The organism is Paenibacillus sp. 19GGS1-52 (genome assembly GCF_022369515.1).
Classification (GTDB): Bacteria; Bacillota; Bacilli; order Paenibacillales; family Paenibacillaceae; genus Paenibacillus_AQ.
Map to the genome: position 1 here is coordinate 5,392,218 of NZ_CP059724.1, position 16,539 is coordinate 5,408,756.

Here is a 16,539-nt window from a genome sequence, read left to right on the forward strand (position 1 = left end):
GTTCATCACAGAACAAATCAGCCCGAAAGAATTATAATTAACAATGTTTAGCTTACTCTAACGGGCCAATCTATTCTCCCACTCCCTTATTCATGCTTTAGAATTAACCCCGTCACTTTACTCCATGGTACAGTAGGATCATGATGCACAATGTATGCTTTGGAGAACCGATTCAGGTAAGAGTTCTCATGAGACTTCGGAGACAGGATAATTAATTTCCGCTTTAGCTCGCTGGCATAGAGATCAAATACCTTTAACTTCCGTTGCTCATCTAACGCACTATCGAATTCATCCATCACAATAAAGCCGGGTGCCGTTTGCAAATTCTGTAACAAAGCGAGCGCAAACAGAAGTGAACTAAGCGACTCTTCTCCGCCAGAGACACCTTTGCCAACTCTTCCCCCCGTGCCTTCACACTGACATCCTCTAACGTACCGCGGTGCCCTTCCTTACGGGCTCTTATGAATAAATGGAACAGTACCCGTCCCTTACGATCCTCTTGCTGCTTCCAATCTATCTGCCCCTCGAATTGAAAATCACTCATATAGTTCTTGAATCGCTGTTGAATTTCAAGCACTCTCATATTAATGGTTGTCTCCAATTGATCCCTCAACGTCTCAGCCCGTTCTTGATTCTCTTCAAACAATAAGCTTGTCCGCTTATACTCATCGTGCAACCGATGAACCTCTTCTTCAATGACTTTGTAATTCTCGGGTGCTGCAGGGTCTAGACCCGATTCATACCTGGCATTATTAAATATAACTTTCCCGGACTCATACTCTTGGCGGAGCTTGGCAAGCGACTGCTGCTTCCTGATAATATTAAGTTCTGCCTCAGGCTCGCTAATCAACTCATCATAAATGAACCGTGCTGTTCCTTTGAAATTCTCAATCTCTTCGATAACCGTAAGCAGATTTATCCGGGATGCATCAAGCGCCTCATTTGTATCTTTTAATTGAACATTCATTTGCTGTAACGTACGCGTTACCTGTTCAACTTCGTCTTGATTCTTGGAAAAATTGCGGTTTTGTCGGCGTTCACTGTCTTCTGCACGATCAAGCTGTTCTTCGAGTATGGCAGATTGCTGTTTCATCGTATCCTGCTGCGCGGATAAGCTCTCGTGGTGTTTCATCTTCTGCTGCAACGTTTCATACTGTTCCTTCTGCTGCCCTAATCGCACATAAAAATCTGCTTCATGCTGCAAAATATCCTGCGTATGCTCCAGCTTGACCTGTTTCTCGATGAACTTTTTGTGCACAGCCTTTAAATCCTGAAGCTGTAGCTTCTGCTCGTCAAGATGCAGCACCTCTAGTGTATATTTCGCGACCCTTCCTTCACGCTCATGCTTCTTGGTGAGGAAAGCTTCAGATTCACGAACAGATTGAATAATCGCATGCAGTTCCTGCATAGTCTGTGTATCACTCTTAATGGAGTCTTCGATATCTGCAAGCGCTGTATTCAATTGGCTAATGTTCTTCTGAATTCCCTCTTTACGTTTCTGCAGAGCCTTCTGGCTTAGGATATAGTTCTTCTTTTCCTGAGGTCCACGAATCCCCTTCGAGTCGATCAGCAGAGCATTCTCTACGCGTATTTCTCCTGCCTGATAGAATTGCTCAACCCACCATAGAACTTTAACTGCATGCGGGAATACATCATCACTGATGCCATTTTTCACATGGATCTGAAGCTCCTGAATGTCAGTAACCGAACGATCCGGCACAATACTCCGCAGAGGAACATGATACAAATCATTCGGAGCCTGTACATGCATACCATCAAAAAATACTGTATATTTAATAGCTTCGAATTGCTCCTCTGCTGCCGGCCGGGCGGAATCGTTTAATTCGACCAGCTCATTTAAGGTATAAGCACGTACTCCATTCGCTTTGAATAGTGCAAGTGAATCCCTTTGGCGGTCCGACCATAATTTATTATGCTCAAGCTGAAGTCCCTCTTCAGTTAATTCCTGAAGCAGCTTCGCTTTCTTGTCTTGCTCATGCTTGAAATCGCGAATTCTTTGCTCTAATGCTGCAATATCCATATTCACATCATAACTGCTGTGATATTGCCATAACCGTCCCTGGTGTTCATACTCAAGTCCCTTATCCTGCTGAATCTGCGCATTCAGGATATAGCTTGAATTCATTAATTGCGCTATAACAGTCTCTGATTCCTGAATGTCTGTGTCGGCTTTCGCTAAGTCACGATTCAGTTCTTGATGCTGTAAATTAATTGCCATGAGCTGCCCCTGTACCTCATCTTCAGTACGTGTAATTCCAGACTTTTCTTGATTAAGCTCCTTCAGCTGGTTGTTCAATTCATTAATAACGTTCGTGATTTCATTTATTTCATTATTTACAAGAGATAGCTTTTCCTGCAATAAAGTGATTTCCTCATTGATCCGCTCTTTTTCCGTTTGAACCTGCGTTATTCCATAATTGATGCGCTCGGCTTGCTCCTGCAATATGTCAAGACTATCCTTCGCTGCTTCCTGGTCCACAAGCAATTGTTCTTGCTTAGCCACTAAATGCAGTTGCTCCTGCTTGTAATAGGACTCTAATTTCAGCAATGCCCCAGCGTACAGCCGGCCTCCTTCTACAAGGCGTTTGCGATTATCCTCATACCGTTCCAGCGCTACCTTCGCCATCCCCAGCCATTGCTTCTTATTGGCTACGTTAATGTCAGCTGTCCTTAGACTCTCCTGCACTTCCTTCAACTTCTCCATACTTTCTTCCCAGTTGTGCTGTACCTGATCAATACCATGCATTTCAGCAAAAATACGAAACCTCTCCTGCGGGTCCATGACCGCGAATTGATTCACCTCCTGCTGATACCAAATCAGGTAGAATAGGTCCGGATCAATTTTGTATTTGTACTGGAGATCTTTCTTGTACGTAGTGAAATTGTATTGCCGGTCACCAGAAGTATATTTAACAGTCTCATCCCACTGCTCCGGATCATCCCCCGATTGTATAATAAATTCCTTCTTGGGCGGCTGTCCCGGTTCCTGCAGAATATAAATTGAGAATTCGATAAAGGCAGGAGCATCAATGCGCATGCTCCCCTCGTTCTTAAACAGCAGCCGAATGTGAGCTTTCCACGTATCACCAGGAAGGAGATTGCGGGATTTCAGCCCTTCTATATCCACCTTGGAAGAATACAAAACAACCCCCATACAGTAAGTTATGGTAGATTTTCCAGCTCCATTCGGGCCGGTTATTAAGATATGTGACTCTTTTCCTGACAAGTCCATCATCGTTGGCTGATAATCCCGAATGCCAGTAAACCACATTTTCCAAGGTATCATTACTCTTCGTCAGTTCCTTCCTGATACAGATTATATCTTTTGAAAAACTTCAGTACTTCTTCTTTGTTTAATTGATTGGATTGACTAAACTCAACCGTACGCCGCAGAAAGGAATCCGAGAACATATTGGCGCCAATTCCAGTGATGATATATGCCTTCTCATTTGAATTTGTATCATATTCTTCAAGTGCCCCGATCTTTTTCAATTGGTCTATATTCAGAATCAAACGCTGATTAGCCTTCGTCGTCTCATGTCCTAGGGCATTTAGCAACTGATCGAATAGCGTGAACTCATGCTGCAACACTTCTTGCTGGTAAAAAATAAACAGAAGAATAGCCAGACTTTCTTTGGACAATGTACTGCGTGCCGATCTGGCAGGAACCCGCATCATTACGATAACCTGATCTCTTTTCACATCATAAATTACTTTAAAATACCGGCTTACCGCCTGATTAACCCGCATTAAAAATGAATTGAACTTCTCGTCATCATTAGATATCTTTAATTGTTTCTCGACATCGCGCCGGGATAAGCCGAAATTCCCCGCACGTATTGTTGCAGAAGACGAGAATAAAAGATTCATAAACACGATCTCTTCAGCTTCAGTCATCATGCCTTTGATTGCCTGCATGACATTAAGCGGATTTACATTTAATTCATCCGTCAAGCTCATCGTCACTCCTCTTCTGCCTGTTCACTGAAGCCTTGTTATATTTAACTACTTGATTGACATCATTCGGATTCATCCAGTCCCATTCCTTGTCATGTAGCGGGGCTAAAATACTTGAATTCTCTGCGGCTTCCTCCATTGTCAACTTCTTGCTGCCTATTAACGCAGATAAAGCTGTCAGTGCATTAATCGCATCGCCCCACTCTGCAGATGTTGCTTCAATGATTACCGTCTCCAGCGGAGCTTGCCCCACTTCCTGCATGAATATTTCAATGACGTCCGTCTCAATCATAGATTTAGTCAACAGCCATTGCGAAGCTCCCATCATATCCTCTAATTGTGCTATATCTATTTCTTCATTGATATATTCAATGTCCTGGATATCTTCCTGCATCCTGTCAACCAGAGGCTCATAGTCCTCCAGATACTGAATAGCATCACCAATGGCTGCACCTGACAGCGGTGCGGCGAATTTAACAGGCATCCACAGACCATCCATGGACTCCCCCTCGTATTCATTCTGCTCCATAAAGCTCATAATCTGATGAGCATTAGGAATGTCTGATTCTTGAGGCGGGTCATACATTTGTGTAATGAACATCCTGACTTTCTCCGGATTAATTGAGGACAAGAGCATCGTTTGCTTCATCATCGTAAATTTGAGATATTTATTAATCATCCCCATGCTCAGATTCGTGCCATCGGCAAGCGCAGAAGTTCCTGCCTGCATTAAATGACTGAGCACGAGACTGTCTTCTAACGTATGGAATTGGCGGAAACGCTCTGTCAGCTTCATCTCCAGCTCCTGCATCAACTGATGAATAATCTCTAACTGGGGCAGTGCATTACGGTCTGCCAGCATTTCTAATTCACGTTCTTTCATCAATTGTATAGCATTTTCCACGTTACGAATCATACTGGCAATTTTGTTGCCACCGGAAATACCATGATCATCATAGGCTTCGCTAAGCTCGGCATCCCGTCTGGCCTGGAATAACGATCGGCCAATATCATCATGCATGTAATAGGCTAAGGAATCATTGGCAAGTCGTATGAGCGTATCCATCATACGCTTCCCTACATCACGCATTTTTAGCTGCCTTGTTTGTTTGGATATCCAGTTATACTTCACCAGGACATTTATAATTTGTTCAACCTTTTTTTTACTTGGCGGTTCAAGATCATCAAAGCGGTTCCGATAACGAAAATATAGCGTATCTGCATTTTCAATCGATTCATCAAGTCCCAAAGCTTCTTCATTAATCAATTGAATAATACGAAGAAATCGTAAAATTTCGATAGGTGTTTGCAGAAAGTTTTGTGAGTTGAGATCATTCAGCACTCCTGATAATAGTGCAATATCCCTCAATGCCTGATGCATTTCCGGTTTTGATTCGTTCGTCTGAAAAATCGAAATTAATGGTTGATCCAGCTTCTCCAATCCTCTGCCTCCCCTAACACAATCTCTTGTTCCAATTTCATATATTGCAGCAGGCTCTCCATGCGCTGCTGGTACTCCGGCCAATTGGTTATTATCGAGTGATCAGGACAGATCCATTTACACCTCATAGCGTGTCCCATTAGCGATTGAAGCATTTCTCTTGCAATTTGCAGCCCTGCTTCATCATAGTCGCTCCAAAAGATCGTTTGGTTGATGCAACTATTCAGCAGCAATTCTCTGATGAAATGCTTGTGCGCACTTCGAAGATGACCGTCTACACATATTATCAACGATTGAGTCTCCTGTAAAAAATACGGTTCTACTGACATCCGGGTCAAAACGGCCCGATTCTCAACTAACCAGAGTGTTGTTGCTCTAGTTGAATAATGATCCTGTGAAACCGAAATATTAGTTAAGGCATGCACAGGACCTGCACGAAAATTCGACCACGTTCCTTCGAGATCTCCGGCAAAATAAACTGATGTAATTTGACCACTACTGATCATCCCTAACGTTTCCGGAGACTGACCACTTATCGTTTCCAACAGGATAAGAAACTCTAATTTATACGCATCAAATGATTTAGATCCGCCAATACCCGGATAATACTGCGAGCCAATTTCTTTCCAATCAAATATCTCTTTGTTGCTGGAAATCATGAGAAAAGCCAATAAAAAGTTTAAACCACTGATCCTTTTAGATATACTCCAATTCACAGGAAAAATAGACTGAACTCCTATATCATTTAGGCCCCACTGCAAACTACTAGACAACAATAATGCCAAATCTTTCAACTGAAGTAATCGCTCATCATGTAAGTACGTAATTCGCTCCATTTTCTGGGCTGCATTCAATTGGTAGAGTGTAACTTGATTTGTGAAATCCTGATATTCATCTTTTTGCTTATTAAGTAAATATACATATAATAAATAGCCTATACGATACTGAATTCGTTCTACAGATCTCCCATCATGTTTAAAGCGAACTTCTTTCAAAATCCATCCTTTATGAAGCCACTCAAACGTTTGTTGATTATCGTCTAGCAAGGCACGCCTTCCCACTGTCCAACTTAAAAGTTGCTGATCTGGGAGAGTTTCAACATTTGAGGAATACTCCCTGGCAACCGTAATGATCCCGACTCTTCTTATCGTTCGTGCTGTTCTTTTTACAATATCTATATCTATAAGTGAAGCTTCACCTAATACCTTAGGTATCTCTAGCTGCTCATCTTTTTTCAAAAAAGATTGGTAAATAAACGAAATAATATCTTCAAAATTTTGCATTGGAGCCTCCTACACAAAATGCAATTGTAAGCTACTTGTACAAGTATACTAGAAAGCAAGAATCCCAACGATGATTTCCTAATATTGTTAATGATACAGAAACACAAATAACCTGTAGCATTGAGACTTCACTATCTCATTCCTACAGGTTATTTTAATTTCCCAATTACCGCTTCACCTTATAAAACTCATGATACAGCTTCATGAGCGCCCTCTTCTCTATCCGAGACACATAACTCCGCGAGATCCCCAGATCCTTCGCGATCTCCCGCTACGTCCGCTCTTCCCCGCCTTTATCTAGCCCAAACCGCCCAACTACAACTTCCTTCTCCCGGTCGTCTAGAATATCCAGGTTGCGACAGATCTTGCTCTTCTCAATTTTGAGGTCGACTTCTTTGATGACATCGTCGGCCTCGGAGCCGAGGATATCTATAAGGGTTATTTCATTACCTTCCTTGTCAGTCCCAATCGGATCATGCAGAGATACATCCTTGCGTGTTTTTTTCAGGGAGCGCAGGTGCATCAAGATTTCATTCTCGATACAGCGGGCGGCAAAAGTCGCGAGCTTCGTGCCCTTGTTGGGGCGGTAGCTCTCGATAGCTTTGATTAAACCAATCGTCCCTTTGGAGATGAGATCCTCCATATCTTCACTAGTGTTATCGAATTTTTTGAGGTTGTGGACACGATTCGATGTCAAAAAAAATAAACCAATTACGATCGTCCCGATTTGAATTGGTTTACTTTGGCGATATATATTTAATCTGTAATTGTCTATCGATTATATGTGCCCATTCAGGTAATTCATTTAGATAATATTTAATCCCGCTTTTATCTGATCTAAGAATAATCTTACCATCTGCTTTACTATTATCTACAATTTCAGGATGCCCATTACTAAACCTGCGAGCGAGTGCATACTGCGTTATCAAAGCACCAATTTCCGTCACCAGCACTACTTGGTCATTCCGCTCCCTCCAGACTAACGTAAGCATGGGCTGATCTTGAGAACCGGCTGATTCAGCTTGCACGTCGCCAGCGCGTATACAGGTGCTAGAGTAGCCGGCTGTCCCACCCGATGACGCCGGTTTCGCCCGGAAGCAATTAAGTGCGCGGTGTTGCAGCAGCCGGTCATTCCCGCCCGACGTCGGTGCCGTCCGTCCAACTCCATAGCGGTCTGCCAGTCTACAACTTTATGATCTCAATCTATCTAATACTTCATTTTCCTAGTTTATCAAGACCTAAATTTAAGAAATTCAGATATAGTAAAGGGTTTCACATATTAGTCATTACTAATATGTGAAACCCTTTATGTTCAACTATAGTTCACCGTTAGTTGAACGGATGATGTATCATTTCGGCTGTTTAAAGCATCGCGAACACGTCACTAGCTTTCTGAATTTGAGCGAATTCCTCATGTAAGTTCACCAACGCATCTCGTGGATTTGCTCGGGAGAGTAATATGTCCCGTCAGGACCGAGGCGACCGAACGTAGCCCAGGCATCCCATTATCTAGTATTTACTATGTCTTCTTTCGTAAGTTCTTGGTATAGGGTAAGTTTCTCTTCGGCGAGATTAATCATGTAATCAATTTCTTGTCGCCTGGATTCCAGTCCCATCAGATGCTTCTCAAGGATTTCAATCCGCTTTTTTAAGGTAGGATTATAATTAGAAGGATTCTCCCCTTGTTGAATTTTATCCATTACACAGCCCTCACGAGTAAATTCCGTAATCTCCTCAAGCGATAAGCCCAATTTTTTTAGTTTATTTAGACATTGAATGTAGGAAACCTCGCTTTCTTTGTAGACACGTGCCCCTCCATTACTACGCTTGGGTTCATGTAGTACCCCGATTTTTTCATAATAACGTATCGTATAAGGAGTTAATCCCGTTTTTTCTGACACTTGACTTATTGTAAGCATCCGATTTCTGTCCCTCCTTTTTAAAGCTGATATTGAAAAATATTATACAGCTTTCAGTCAACTCAAAGCGAATGTTTACAATTGCCCCTAACTTCACCCTGAAAAATCTCTTGACTTCCAGTTGACTCTAACTTGTAAGTTAACTTTACTAATTGTTAAAGGGGTGCAACAATGAACAACAAATATTTCACGATTCAACAAGCATCGGAAGGAATCTGGGGGGCTATTTCGGTTCCAGGCAGCGGTTCTCTGGGGAATGCAGCAATTATTGATCTTGGGGATTTAACCGTTGTAGTGGATACAACCAACCTGCCGCAATCTGGTGCTTTCTTACGTCAAACGGCTGAACAATTAACAAACAAACCGGTTAAATATGTAGTGAATACACATTTTCATGGAGATCATGTTAACGGCAATCAGGAATTTATGAAAAGCGAATTTATATCTACCGTTTGGACAAGAGATTTGCTATCTGATATGGGCGAAGTGAATATTGATCTCATGCAACAAAACACTCAGAAGTTAATAAATAGCCTAATTCAAGTACGTTCACAACAAAGAGGTCCGCACATGCTTACCGAAATCGACTATGATCTTTCCGTGCAGAAAACCTTGTATGATGCTATCCCTTCCCTTCGAAGGGTGATACCCACGATAACTTTTGACGATAAACTAGTTATTAAAGGAACAAAGCGCACTATCGAAGTTTTATCCTACGGAGGCGGCCATTCTTTAAGCGATGCCGTTGTGTACGTTCCTGAAGAACGAACCTTGATTACTGGTGATTTAATAACCAACAAGACGATTCCGGTCATGCCACACGGTAATCCATACGCTTGGATACGCATCCTTCGGCGCATTCAAAAAGACCTCAAAGTAGATACTGTCATTCCGGGGCATGGAGATGTGTCCACTCCAGCTAGAATTCCAGAAGTCATTCGCTTTCTGGAAGAAACAATCAGTTATGTGTCTAAAGCTGCAACGAGCGGGAAATCAGAGTCTTACTGGTTGGATCAAGGCGTATTAAAAGACTATGAAGATTGGCATCTACCCCAATATTTCAGATGGAACTTTCGCTGGCTCTTCAATAGTATGCTTATTCAAAATAATAGATGAGATACAACAAGTACCACTCGTTTGCAAATGAAATATAGAAAAGAGGGTAAGTATGGAATATGTGAAGCTCGGCCGTACTGGTCTGGATGTATCCCCTATCGTACTTGGTTGCATGAGCTATGGCATTCCCGAGCGTGGAAACCATACATGGGTAATTGAGGAGACACATAGTCGCTCTTTTATTAAAAAAGCTCTGGATTTAGGCATTAATTTCTTTGACACAGCTAATATATATTCTGACGGAACAAGTGAAGAGATTTTAGGAAGAGCATTAAAAGACTTTGCGAAGAGGGATAAAGTCGTGATCGCAACCAAAGTAGGCAATCCCGTTCATACTGGACCCAATGGGCGCGGGTTGTCGCGAAAAGCAATCATGACTGAGATCGATAAAAGCTTGAAAAGACTCAACACCGACTATGTAGATCTCTATCAAATCCATAGATGGGATAGCACCACGCCGATCGAGGTAACGATGGAGGCTCTTCACGATGTTGTCAAAGCTGGAAAAGCCCGATATATTGGAGCTTCCTCCATGTATGCCTGGCAATTCCAAAGGGCGAATCACGTCGCCCAAATAAATGGTTGGACGCGATTTGTATCGATGCAGAATTACTTAAACTTACTGTATCGGGAAGAAGAACGTGAAATGCTGTCTCTATGTCAAGCAGATGGAGTGGCTGTCATACCATGGAGTCCTCTGGCTCGTGGACGATTGACTCGGAAATGGAACGAAATAAGTGAACGCTCACAGAAGGATTTCTTATTTAAAACTTTATCCTCAGCTATGGAGGAATCAGATAAAAAAGTCGTTGAAATAGTCGGTGAGATTGCAACAGAACACAACGTTCCCCCTGCTCAAATTGCACTGGCTTGGGTTATGCAGAAATCAGCCGTAACTGCTCCAATTATAGGTGCAACAAAGCTCAATCATCTTGATGATGCAGTTAAAGCGTTGGCAATCAATCTTACGCCTGAAGAAGTCGCACGTCTTGAAGCGCCTTATGTTCCTCATCCTGTGCTCGTAATCTGAGAGGAACAAGGTCATTACATCGTAGCTCTTCTCTTCGCCTCATTCAGAGGTGGAAGGGGCGGACTGTTGGAGTGTAGCTAATCTTTTTAGCTACACTTATAATCCTTCTGCCATATACTTGGCATTTCTACGATCTAACCGGTAGCTAATCAAGGTCAGCATGGTTGCGGCGATGGCAACGATTCCTCCGACCCAGGAAACATCTTACAGAGGCTTTTCGGAGTATGCAGATGTATCCCCTATCGCCGACCATTGCATCTACCAGAGGATGATGACGAGAAGACGAAGCTTGTCCATACGCTCAAAAAAATCTATGAAATGAAGACCTTCCCTGCACAGGGGTGACTCTAAAAAAGAACTCCGTAAACCCATGAATGTAGTGAGTTTTCGGAGCTCTTTTCATACTCTCATTCGATCGTCGCCGGCGGTTTGCTCATAGTTACGTAGAAGACGTGAGGCATTCTTGTCGGTGAATCGACAGTGGAATTGACAAACGTTCGCTGCGTCACATCTGAAGCTCCGAAAGTCACTTTTCCGCTTTCAAACGGCTTGCGCAACAACCCTACAAAGTCAGCAAGATTCTTAACTCCTGCTTCTTTATAATCTATCTTCCGCTCTTCAAGATAAGTGAAATACTTTTAATGCATAGCAATAAGTCTTCAGGGTATTGTTGCTTTTTCCTGTCTGATCTAGGTATTTCATCACAGTAACAACTGGAACACCTACCTCATCCAACAGTAAATATCTCTTTTTATTATCATTATCTCAACTTTCGCAGAGTCAAAATTGAGTTGACCCCAAGCTGGGGTTAAGGTGGAGTCGGTTTAAGTAAGGATCTTGCCAACATAGAAAAACACCACTTCGTTTGGTAAAGTGAGATTGTCGAGATCCACTAAACCACAGAAGAGGTGTCCCTTCTATGATAAATCAAAAGTCGTCCCTAGATCAACTCCCACCTGAAATGAGACCTGCTTTTCAAGAGCTCGGTGTGCTGAAGCATCTGAGGAATGCCGGGTTCAAAAAGACGTTTGGCTATACCTGTTCCCATCTGTTCATGCTCGTTTTTGTCTTGCTCTTTCATCAGAAGAATTGGTTTCGTCTGCTCGAAAGTGCCAAGGGTGAAGCCTTTCCTGGCAAAGATGCCGTCTATCGCTTTCTCAATCACAGCGGATTCGCTTGGCGGCGTTTCTTGTCTTCTCTAAGTAGTGACACTGTGCAGCGAGTCGAAACCTTGACCTCCGTCACGCGGACCTCCGTATTCATTGTGGATGATTCCATGTTTGAGCGGAATCGGAGCAAAGCTGTGGAATTGTTGGCTCGCTTTAAGGATCACGCGACGGGGGCTTACTATAAAGGCTTTCGCATGCTCACCTTGGGCTGGTCAGACGGTCATACGTTTCTCCCTTTGGACTTCGCCTTGCTGAGTTCCGTGAAGGCTGGACTCACCGGCATACATCCGGGAATCGACAAGCGATCCTCTGGATACAAACGCCGGAAAGAAGCTCTGCTTTCTGCTCCGCATCTGGTTTCTGAACTGCTGGATCGAGCCATTACTTCCGGGGTTTCTGCGGCTTACGTACTTATGGATAGCTGGTTCACGCATGCCCCCCTGATTCAGCGGATTATAGATCGCAAACTGCATGTGATTGGCATGGTGAAAAACGACAACAAGCGATATCTCGTTCACGGTCAACGGGTGGATCTTAAAGGTCTTTACCGAGCTGCTTTGCGCGTCGAAGGAAAGCACCGGAACCTCTTGCGTCAGATTCACACCGAACTTGTTCCTGGCATTCCAGTAGTCGTGGTCTTTGTTCGCCATCGCTCCAAGAAAAACGAGTGGCTCGCGATTCTATCGACGGATCTAACGCTGACGGCACCGGAAGTCATTCAAATCTACGCTCTTCGCTGGGACATCGAAGTCTTTTTCAAATGCGCTAAATCCTTGCTGCGCCTGCAAAAAGAGTTTCAAGGCCGCTCCTATGATTTGCTCATTAGCCATACAACGATTGTCTTTTCCCGCTATATTCTGCTGGCTTGGCAGCATCGACAAAGCACGGATCAGCGGACGCTCGGTGGACTCTTTTATTTGCTTTGCGATGAAGTCGGTACCTTGGACTGGGCCGTAGCATTACAACAATTGGTGGAATTGATGAACGAAATCGCCAATCAAGTCGGTAAGAAACTATCCGCTATGATTAAAAGTCAACTCCAGCACTGGATCTCTGCTTTGCCCAGCTACATCAAGGCCTATCTGCCGATTTCATGCTGCGAAAGTTGAGTCATTATCACAAAAATGATCTTTTTTCTTTGCAAAATCTTCACTCCCATATGATTTAATGAAAGATCAAAGTATTCGAACGACGGCACTCAAATCGATAATCTTAAAGAAGAGTCGGTTGATATCCGAATTTTCTTTTTCACATTATCTCTAGTTATTCGGAGACCAGTATAGCGTTAGTATCTGAAATGCTTTTTCCCACTTCCCAAATTTGGGGAAACCCATGCTTTTTTCCGGTATCCGATAAGAAGAATGAAACACACCAAATTAGACCATTGAAATGAAAAGTACGATAGCTGAAGCACAATCAGACGCAAATAAATAAAGGGTCACCGGACTGCCGCGGCTACCCTTCTACTGATATTTTTTGCTTCTCTCGTAACCATAAGCCTTCAGATATTCATCGTCTGTATAAAGTTCGGTGAAATTTGAATATGGGATAATAACGTTCGGTCGTAAATAGGAGTAGTTCTCTCTTATAGATTGATGAAAAAAGCCATCAATGATATTTGATAATGTTACATTCATCATCCATTTTCTTTTCTTTATTTCGATTTCTTCATCGTCAAGGCTGTCAATTTCCCATGAATTCATAAAATTCCAATCCGTATATTCGCTTATCGGAGCAATAAACTTAATAACATAACATTTATTATTCCGCTCCCAATCATAAAGTAAATTCGGTATATCGAGGAACTCTGCTAAGTTACATAAGAATTCTGGTCTTCTATTTACGTATCCACCGTAAGTCAACATATTATCATAGGAGTAGAAGCCATTTATTTGATTATCCTTATATAGTTTTCGTTCTAGCGTTTCGAGTTGTTGTTCCTTATCATCAGTTGAAAATGCATTAAATTTCTTACTTAAATCGTATGTTTTATTCTTGTGTGTAAATTTCTTCTGAACTAAATCAAACGTGATTCCAAATTGCTTTAAGTATTGATAAAACTGCGTAACTAAGGAAATGGCTTTTTGAATGTCCATCAATCCATACTTTTTAAGAGAAGCACAATCATCATTGTTAGTGGTCACATGTAATGAAGTAAGCCATAAATCTTTTTCGAGCAAAGATCTTTCATCAATATTAAATTCCTCTAGGTAGTGATTAGCAGAATAATCCTGCAAATTTAAAATAATGTACTCTTCAATTTCCCTTTCATTCTGGTTTGTAAGCTGGCTTAAGGAATATAAACTTTCCTGATAAGCTGTAATATCGTATTCAAGTTTTATACTAAGGATGGTTTCCTCTCCAATTGATTTACATTTATTGTAACACGAACTTACTTCCAATAATAAGAATTTCGTTTTTACCATCGATGCATTAAAAAGTGTGAATACCTGGTGAATCACTTGGATCACAGGGTATACTATTAATATCAAAAGATTTGACGTTTGGTTGACGTGTTGCGAACCGCTTCTAAACTCCGCAGTACGTGCCCAATGTTTCCCTGCGCGGAAATTAAAATTATGGAAAAATAATGAAATATTGAAGATTCCCTACGTTCAATTACCGTTCCCCATCGTAATCCCCCACTGAACTGCTGAATGACGTAAATCACGTATTTGTCATTATTATTTCCTACTTGGCATTCTTCGGCCTAAAATTTATAGTAGCTGAACGAACTCATGAATTCCGGATCGGCATGGGACAGGAACAAGCTCTGTTTCGTATCCTATGCTGCAATGATGATCATATCCTCTTGCTTTAATTCAAAGTCAAAAATATTAGAATTCTCAATAATCCGTTCCTTATGAACGGACTTGGGAATCGCCACGATGCCTCTTTGGGTTAACCAGCGCAGAACGACCTAAGTAACGGATTTGTTATATTTTCCGGCTATGGAGTCTAAGTCGTCATTCTGTAAGAAGTTGTTTTCCCTTCTACAAAAGGTCCCCAAGACTCGATTTGTATGTTGTTCTCCTTCATATCTGGTGTTACTTCGTTTGTGAATCATCAAATCAATCATATGATCCATTTGAAAATTACTTACCCCGACAGCTCTTATTTCCCCTTCCCGGGACAACTCTTCCATCGCGCGCCATGAGCAATATACATCGCCAAATGGTTAATGGATCAGATACAAATCCAAATAATCCCACTGGATTAGCCAATAATTTCTCAGAAGCTATTTTTGTCCGTTCATAACCGGCATTCTGAATCCAGAGTTTGTTTGTAATAAACAGCTCCTCTCTGGGAACACCGCTTCGTTTAATGGCTCTGCCAAAAGCTTCTTCGTATTGATATGCGGAAACGGTATCAACTAGATGATAGCCTGCCTTAATAGCGTTATAAACACTTTGTTCATACTCGATTGGATCAGGGATCTGGTACACACCCAAGCTGAGTATAGGTAACTAAACCAGTTGTTAAAATGAATTTCTGCATAGCTTAACCTCCAATTGAAGTTTCATGTTCTTCTATCGTTTTTTATATTTCCTAGATGAGATGTTTAAGTAACTAGCGGTAGACGCCAATTCCCTAGCAGCTCACGCCTATATTCGAGCTATAGATTCCCTCATTTTACTAATTTCGGCAATAACAATAGACCTGACAGCACAGGTCAATTCAACTCTTTTAACAGCTTGTTTTTTAAACCATGATTTACTTACTTGTTATATATGGAGCAGTTGAACAGTAGAATCATATACTTCTTTTTATGTAGTCATTATTACGGCCCTATTAAAGCAAAAAGCAACCTATCCGAAGACAAGTCGCTTTACTTTGTAATTTTGAGACTTATCTTTTCGCCTTATAAAACTCATGGTACAGCTTCATAAGCGCCCTTTTCTCAATCCGCGACACATAGCTCCGCGAGATCCCAAGCTCCTTCGCAATCTCCCGCTGCGTCCGCTCTTCCCCGCCGGTGTCCAGCCCAAACCGTCCAACCACGACTTCCTTTTCCCGATCATCCAAAATATCTAGGTTGCGGTAAATCTTACTCTTCTCAATTTTGAGGTCGACTTCTTTGATGACATCGTCGGCTTCAGAGCCAAGAATATCTATAAGTGTAATTTCATTACCTTCCTTGTCAGTCCCAATCGGATCGTGAAGTGATACATCCTTGCGGGTCTTTTTCAGCGAACGAAGATGCATTAAAATCTCATTCTCTATACAACGCGCAGCAAAAGTCGCCAGCTTCGTGCCCTTATTCGGACGATAACTCTCAATCGCCTTGATCAGGCCGATCGTACCGATCGAGATTAGATCCTCCATATCCTCACCGGTATTGTCGAATTTTTTGAGGTTATGGACACGATACGATGTCAAAAAAATAAACCAATTACGATCGTTTTCGATTCGAATTGGTTATCTTAACGTTTTGTATTTAATCTGTAATTGTTTATCGATTATTTTGACCCATTCAGGCGATTCATTAAAATAATATTTTATCCCATCTTTATTTGCTTCAAGAATAAACTCCCCATCCGCTTTACTATTATCAACAACAATTAATTGATCAATCAGGTCTAGGTGAGATACAGATTATTCA

General features: G+C 42.0%; 11 protein-coding genes and 2 pseudogenes. 3 read left to right on the forward strand and 10 right to left on the reverse strand.

Annotated features, from left to right (window positions below; all coding sequences use genetic code 11):
• Positions 1–86: 86 nt before the first annotated feature.
• The 7 genes and pseudogenes from H1230_RS24955 to H1230_RS24985 all read right to left on the reverse strand — a co-directional run bounded on the left by H1230_RS24955 (position 87) and on the right by H1230_RS24985 (position 8,621).
• The gene (locus H1230_RS24955; protein ID WP_239712536.1) at positions 87–296 is read right to left on the reverse strand and encodes a hypothetical protein; all 210 of its coding nucleotides are present in this window, start codon (positions 294–296) and stop codon (positions 87–89) included.
• Positions 296–3,307 (reverse strand): coiled-coil domain-containing protein, encoded by a 3,012-nt coding sequence (locus H1230_RS24960; RefSeq protein ID WP_239712537.1) that lies wholly within the window; start codon positions 3,305–3,307, stop codon positions 296–298. The genes H1230_RS24955 and H1230_RS24960 overlap by 1 nt, the downstream gene beginning before the upstream one ends.
• Positions 3,307–3,981 carry a hypothetical protein gene (locus H1230_RS24965; RefSeq protein WP_239712538.1) on the reverse strand — a complete coding sequence of 225 codons (675 nt, stop codon included), beginning with the start codon at positions 3,979–3,981 and terminating at the stop codon, positions 3,307–3,309. Before H1230_RS24965 ends, H1230_RS24960 begins: the two co-directional genes overlap by 1 nt.
• Positions 3,965–5,419: a hypothetical protein gene (locus H1230_RS24970; RefSeq protein ID WP_239712539.1), complete on the reverse strand. Its 1,455-nt coding sequence runs from the start codon at positions 5,417–5,419 to the stop codon at positions 3,965–3,967. Before H1230_RS24970 ends, H1230_RS24965 begins: the two co-directional genes overlap by 17 nt.
• Positions 5,395–6,702 (reverse strand): DUF2399 domain-containing protein, encoded by a 1,308-nt coding sequence (locus tag H1230_RS24975; protein ID WP_239712540.1) that lies wholly within the window; start codon positions 6,700–6,702, stop codon positions 5,395–5,397. Before H1230_RS24975 ends, H1230_RS24970 begins: the two co-directional genes overlap by 25 nt.
• Before the next feature lie 166 nt (positions 6,703–6,868).
• Positions 6,869–7,381 (reverse strand): annotated as a pseudogene (gene sigK, locus H1230_RS24980) (RNA polymerase sporulation sigma factor SigK); the annotation flags it as partial.
• A gap of 826 nt (positions 7,382–8,207) precedes the next feature.
• Positions 8,208–8,621, reverse strand: coding sequence for a MerR family transcriptional regulator (locus tag H1230_RS24985; protein WP_239712541.1), 414 nt, complete (start codon positions 8,619–8,621; stop codon positions 8,208–8,210).
• A 171-nt stretch (positions 8,622–8,792) separates the two neighbouring features.
• Between H1230_RS24985 and H1230_RS24990 the strand changes: the two genes are divergently transcribed.
• The 3 genes from H1230_RS24990 to H1230_RS25005 all read left to right on the forward strand — a co-directional run bounded on the left by H1230_RS24990 (position 8,793) and on the right by H1230_RS25005 (position 13,045).
• Positions 8,793–9,737, forward strand: a complete 945-nt coding sequence (locus H1230_RS24990) for an MBL fold metallo-hydrolase (RefSeq protein ID WP_239712542.1) — start codon at positions 8,793–8,795, stop codon at positions 9,735–9,737.
• A gap of 52 nt (positions 9,738–9,789) precedes the next feature.
• A complete protein-coding gene (locus H1230_RS24995) occupies positions 9,790–10,767 on the forward strand; it encodes an aldo/keto reductase (RefSeq protein WP_239712543.1) in 978 nt (325 codons plus the stop codon).
• A gap of 919 nt (positions 10,768–11,686) precedes the next feature.
• Positions 11,687–13,045: an IS4 family transposase gene (locus H1230_RS25005; RefSeq protein WP_239711655.1), complete on the forward strand. Its 1,359-nt coding sequence runs from the start codon at positions 11,687–11,689 to the stop codon at positions 13,043–13,045.
• 354 nt (positions 13,046–13,399) lie between these two features.
• Here H1230_RS25005 and H1230_RS25010 read toward each other — a convergent pair whose 3' ends face one another.
• The 3 genes and pseudogenes from H1230_RS25010 to sigK (H1230_RS25020) all read right to left on the reverse strand — a co-directional run bounded on the left by H1230_RS25010 (position 13,400) and on the right by sigK (H1230_RS25020) (position 16,352).
• Entirely contained in the window at positions 13,400–14,338 is a 939-nt protein-coding gene (locus H1230_RS25010; protein ID WP_239712544.1) for a hypothetical protein, read from the reverse strand.
• A 308-nt stretch (positions 14,339–14,646) separates the two neighbouring features.
• Positions 14,647–15,434 (reverse strand): annotated as a pseudogene (locus H1230_RS25015) (aldo/keto reductase).
• 351 nt (positions 15,435–15,785) lie between these two features.
• Positions 15,786–16,352, reverse strand: a complete 567-nt coding sequence (gene sigK, locus H1230_RS25020) for an RNA polymerase sporulation sigma factor SigK (protein ID WP_345773446.1) — start codon at positions 16,350–16,352, stop codon at positions 15,786–15,788.
• Positions 16,353–16,539 lie beyond the last annotated feature (187 nt).

Excerpts from the sequence above, each read along its gene's own strand:
- H1230_RS24965 (WP_239712538.1), bottom strand. The coding sequence starts at position 3,981 with ATGAGCTTGACGGATGAATTAAATGTAAATCCGCTTAATGTCATGCAG.
- H1230_RS24985 (WP_239712541.1), bottom strand. The coding sequence starts at position 8,621 with ATGCTTACAATAAGTCAAGTGTCAGAAAAAACGGGATTAACTCCTTAT.
- H1230_RS24960 (WP_239712537.1), bottom strand. The coding sequence starts at position 3,307 with ATGATACCTTGGAAAATGTGGTTTACTGGCATTCGGGATTATCAGCCA.
- H1230_RS24955 (WP_239712536.1), bottom strand. The coding sequence starts at position 296 with ATGGATGAATTCGATAGTGCGTTAGATGAGCAACGGAAGTTAAAGGTA.
- H1230_RS24990 (WP_239712542.1), top strand. The coding sequence starts at position 8,793 with ATGAACAACAAATATTTCACGATTCAACAAGCATCGGAAGGAATCTGG.
- H1230_RS25005 (WP_239711655.1), top strand. The coding sequence starts at position 11,687 with ATGATAAATCAAAAGTCGTCCCTAGATCAACTCCCACCTGAAATGAGA.
- H1230_RS24975 (WP_239712540.1), bottom strand. The coding sequence starts at position 6,702 with ATGCAAAATTTTGAAGATATTATTTCGTTTATTTACCAATCTTTTTTG.
- H1230_RS24995 (WP_239712543.1), top strand. The coding sequence starts at position 9,790 with ATGGAATATGTGAAGCTCGGCCGTACTGGTCTGGATGTATCCCCTATC.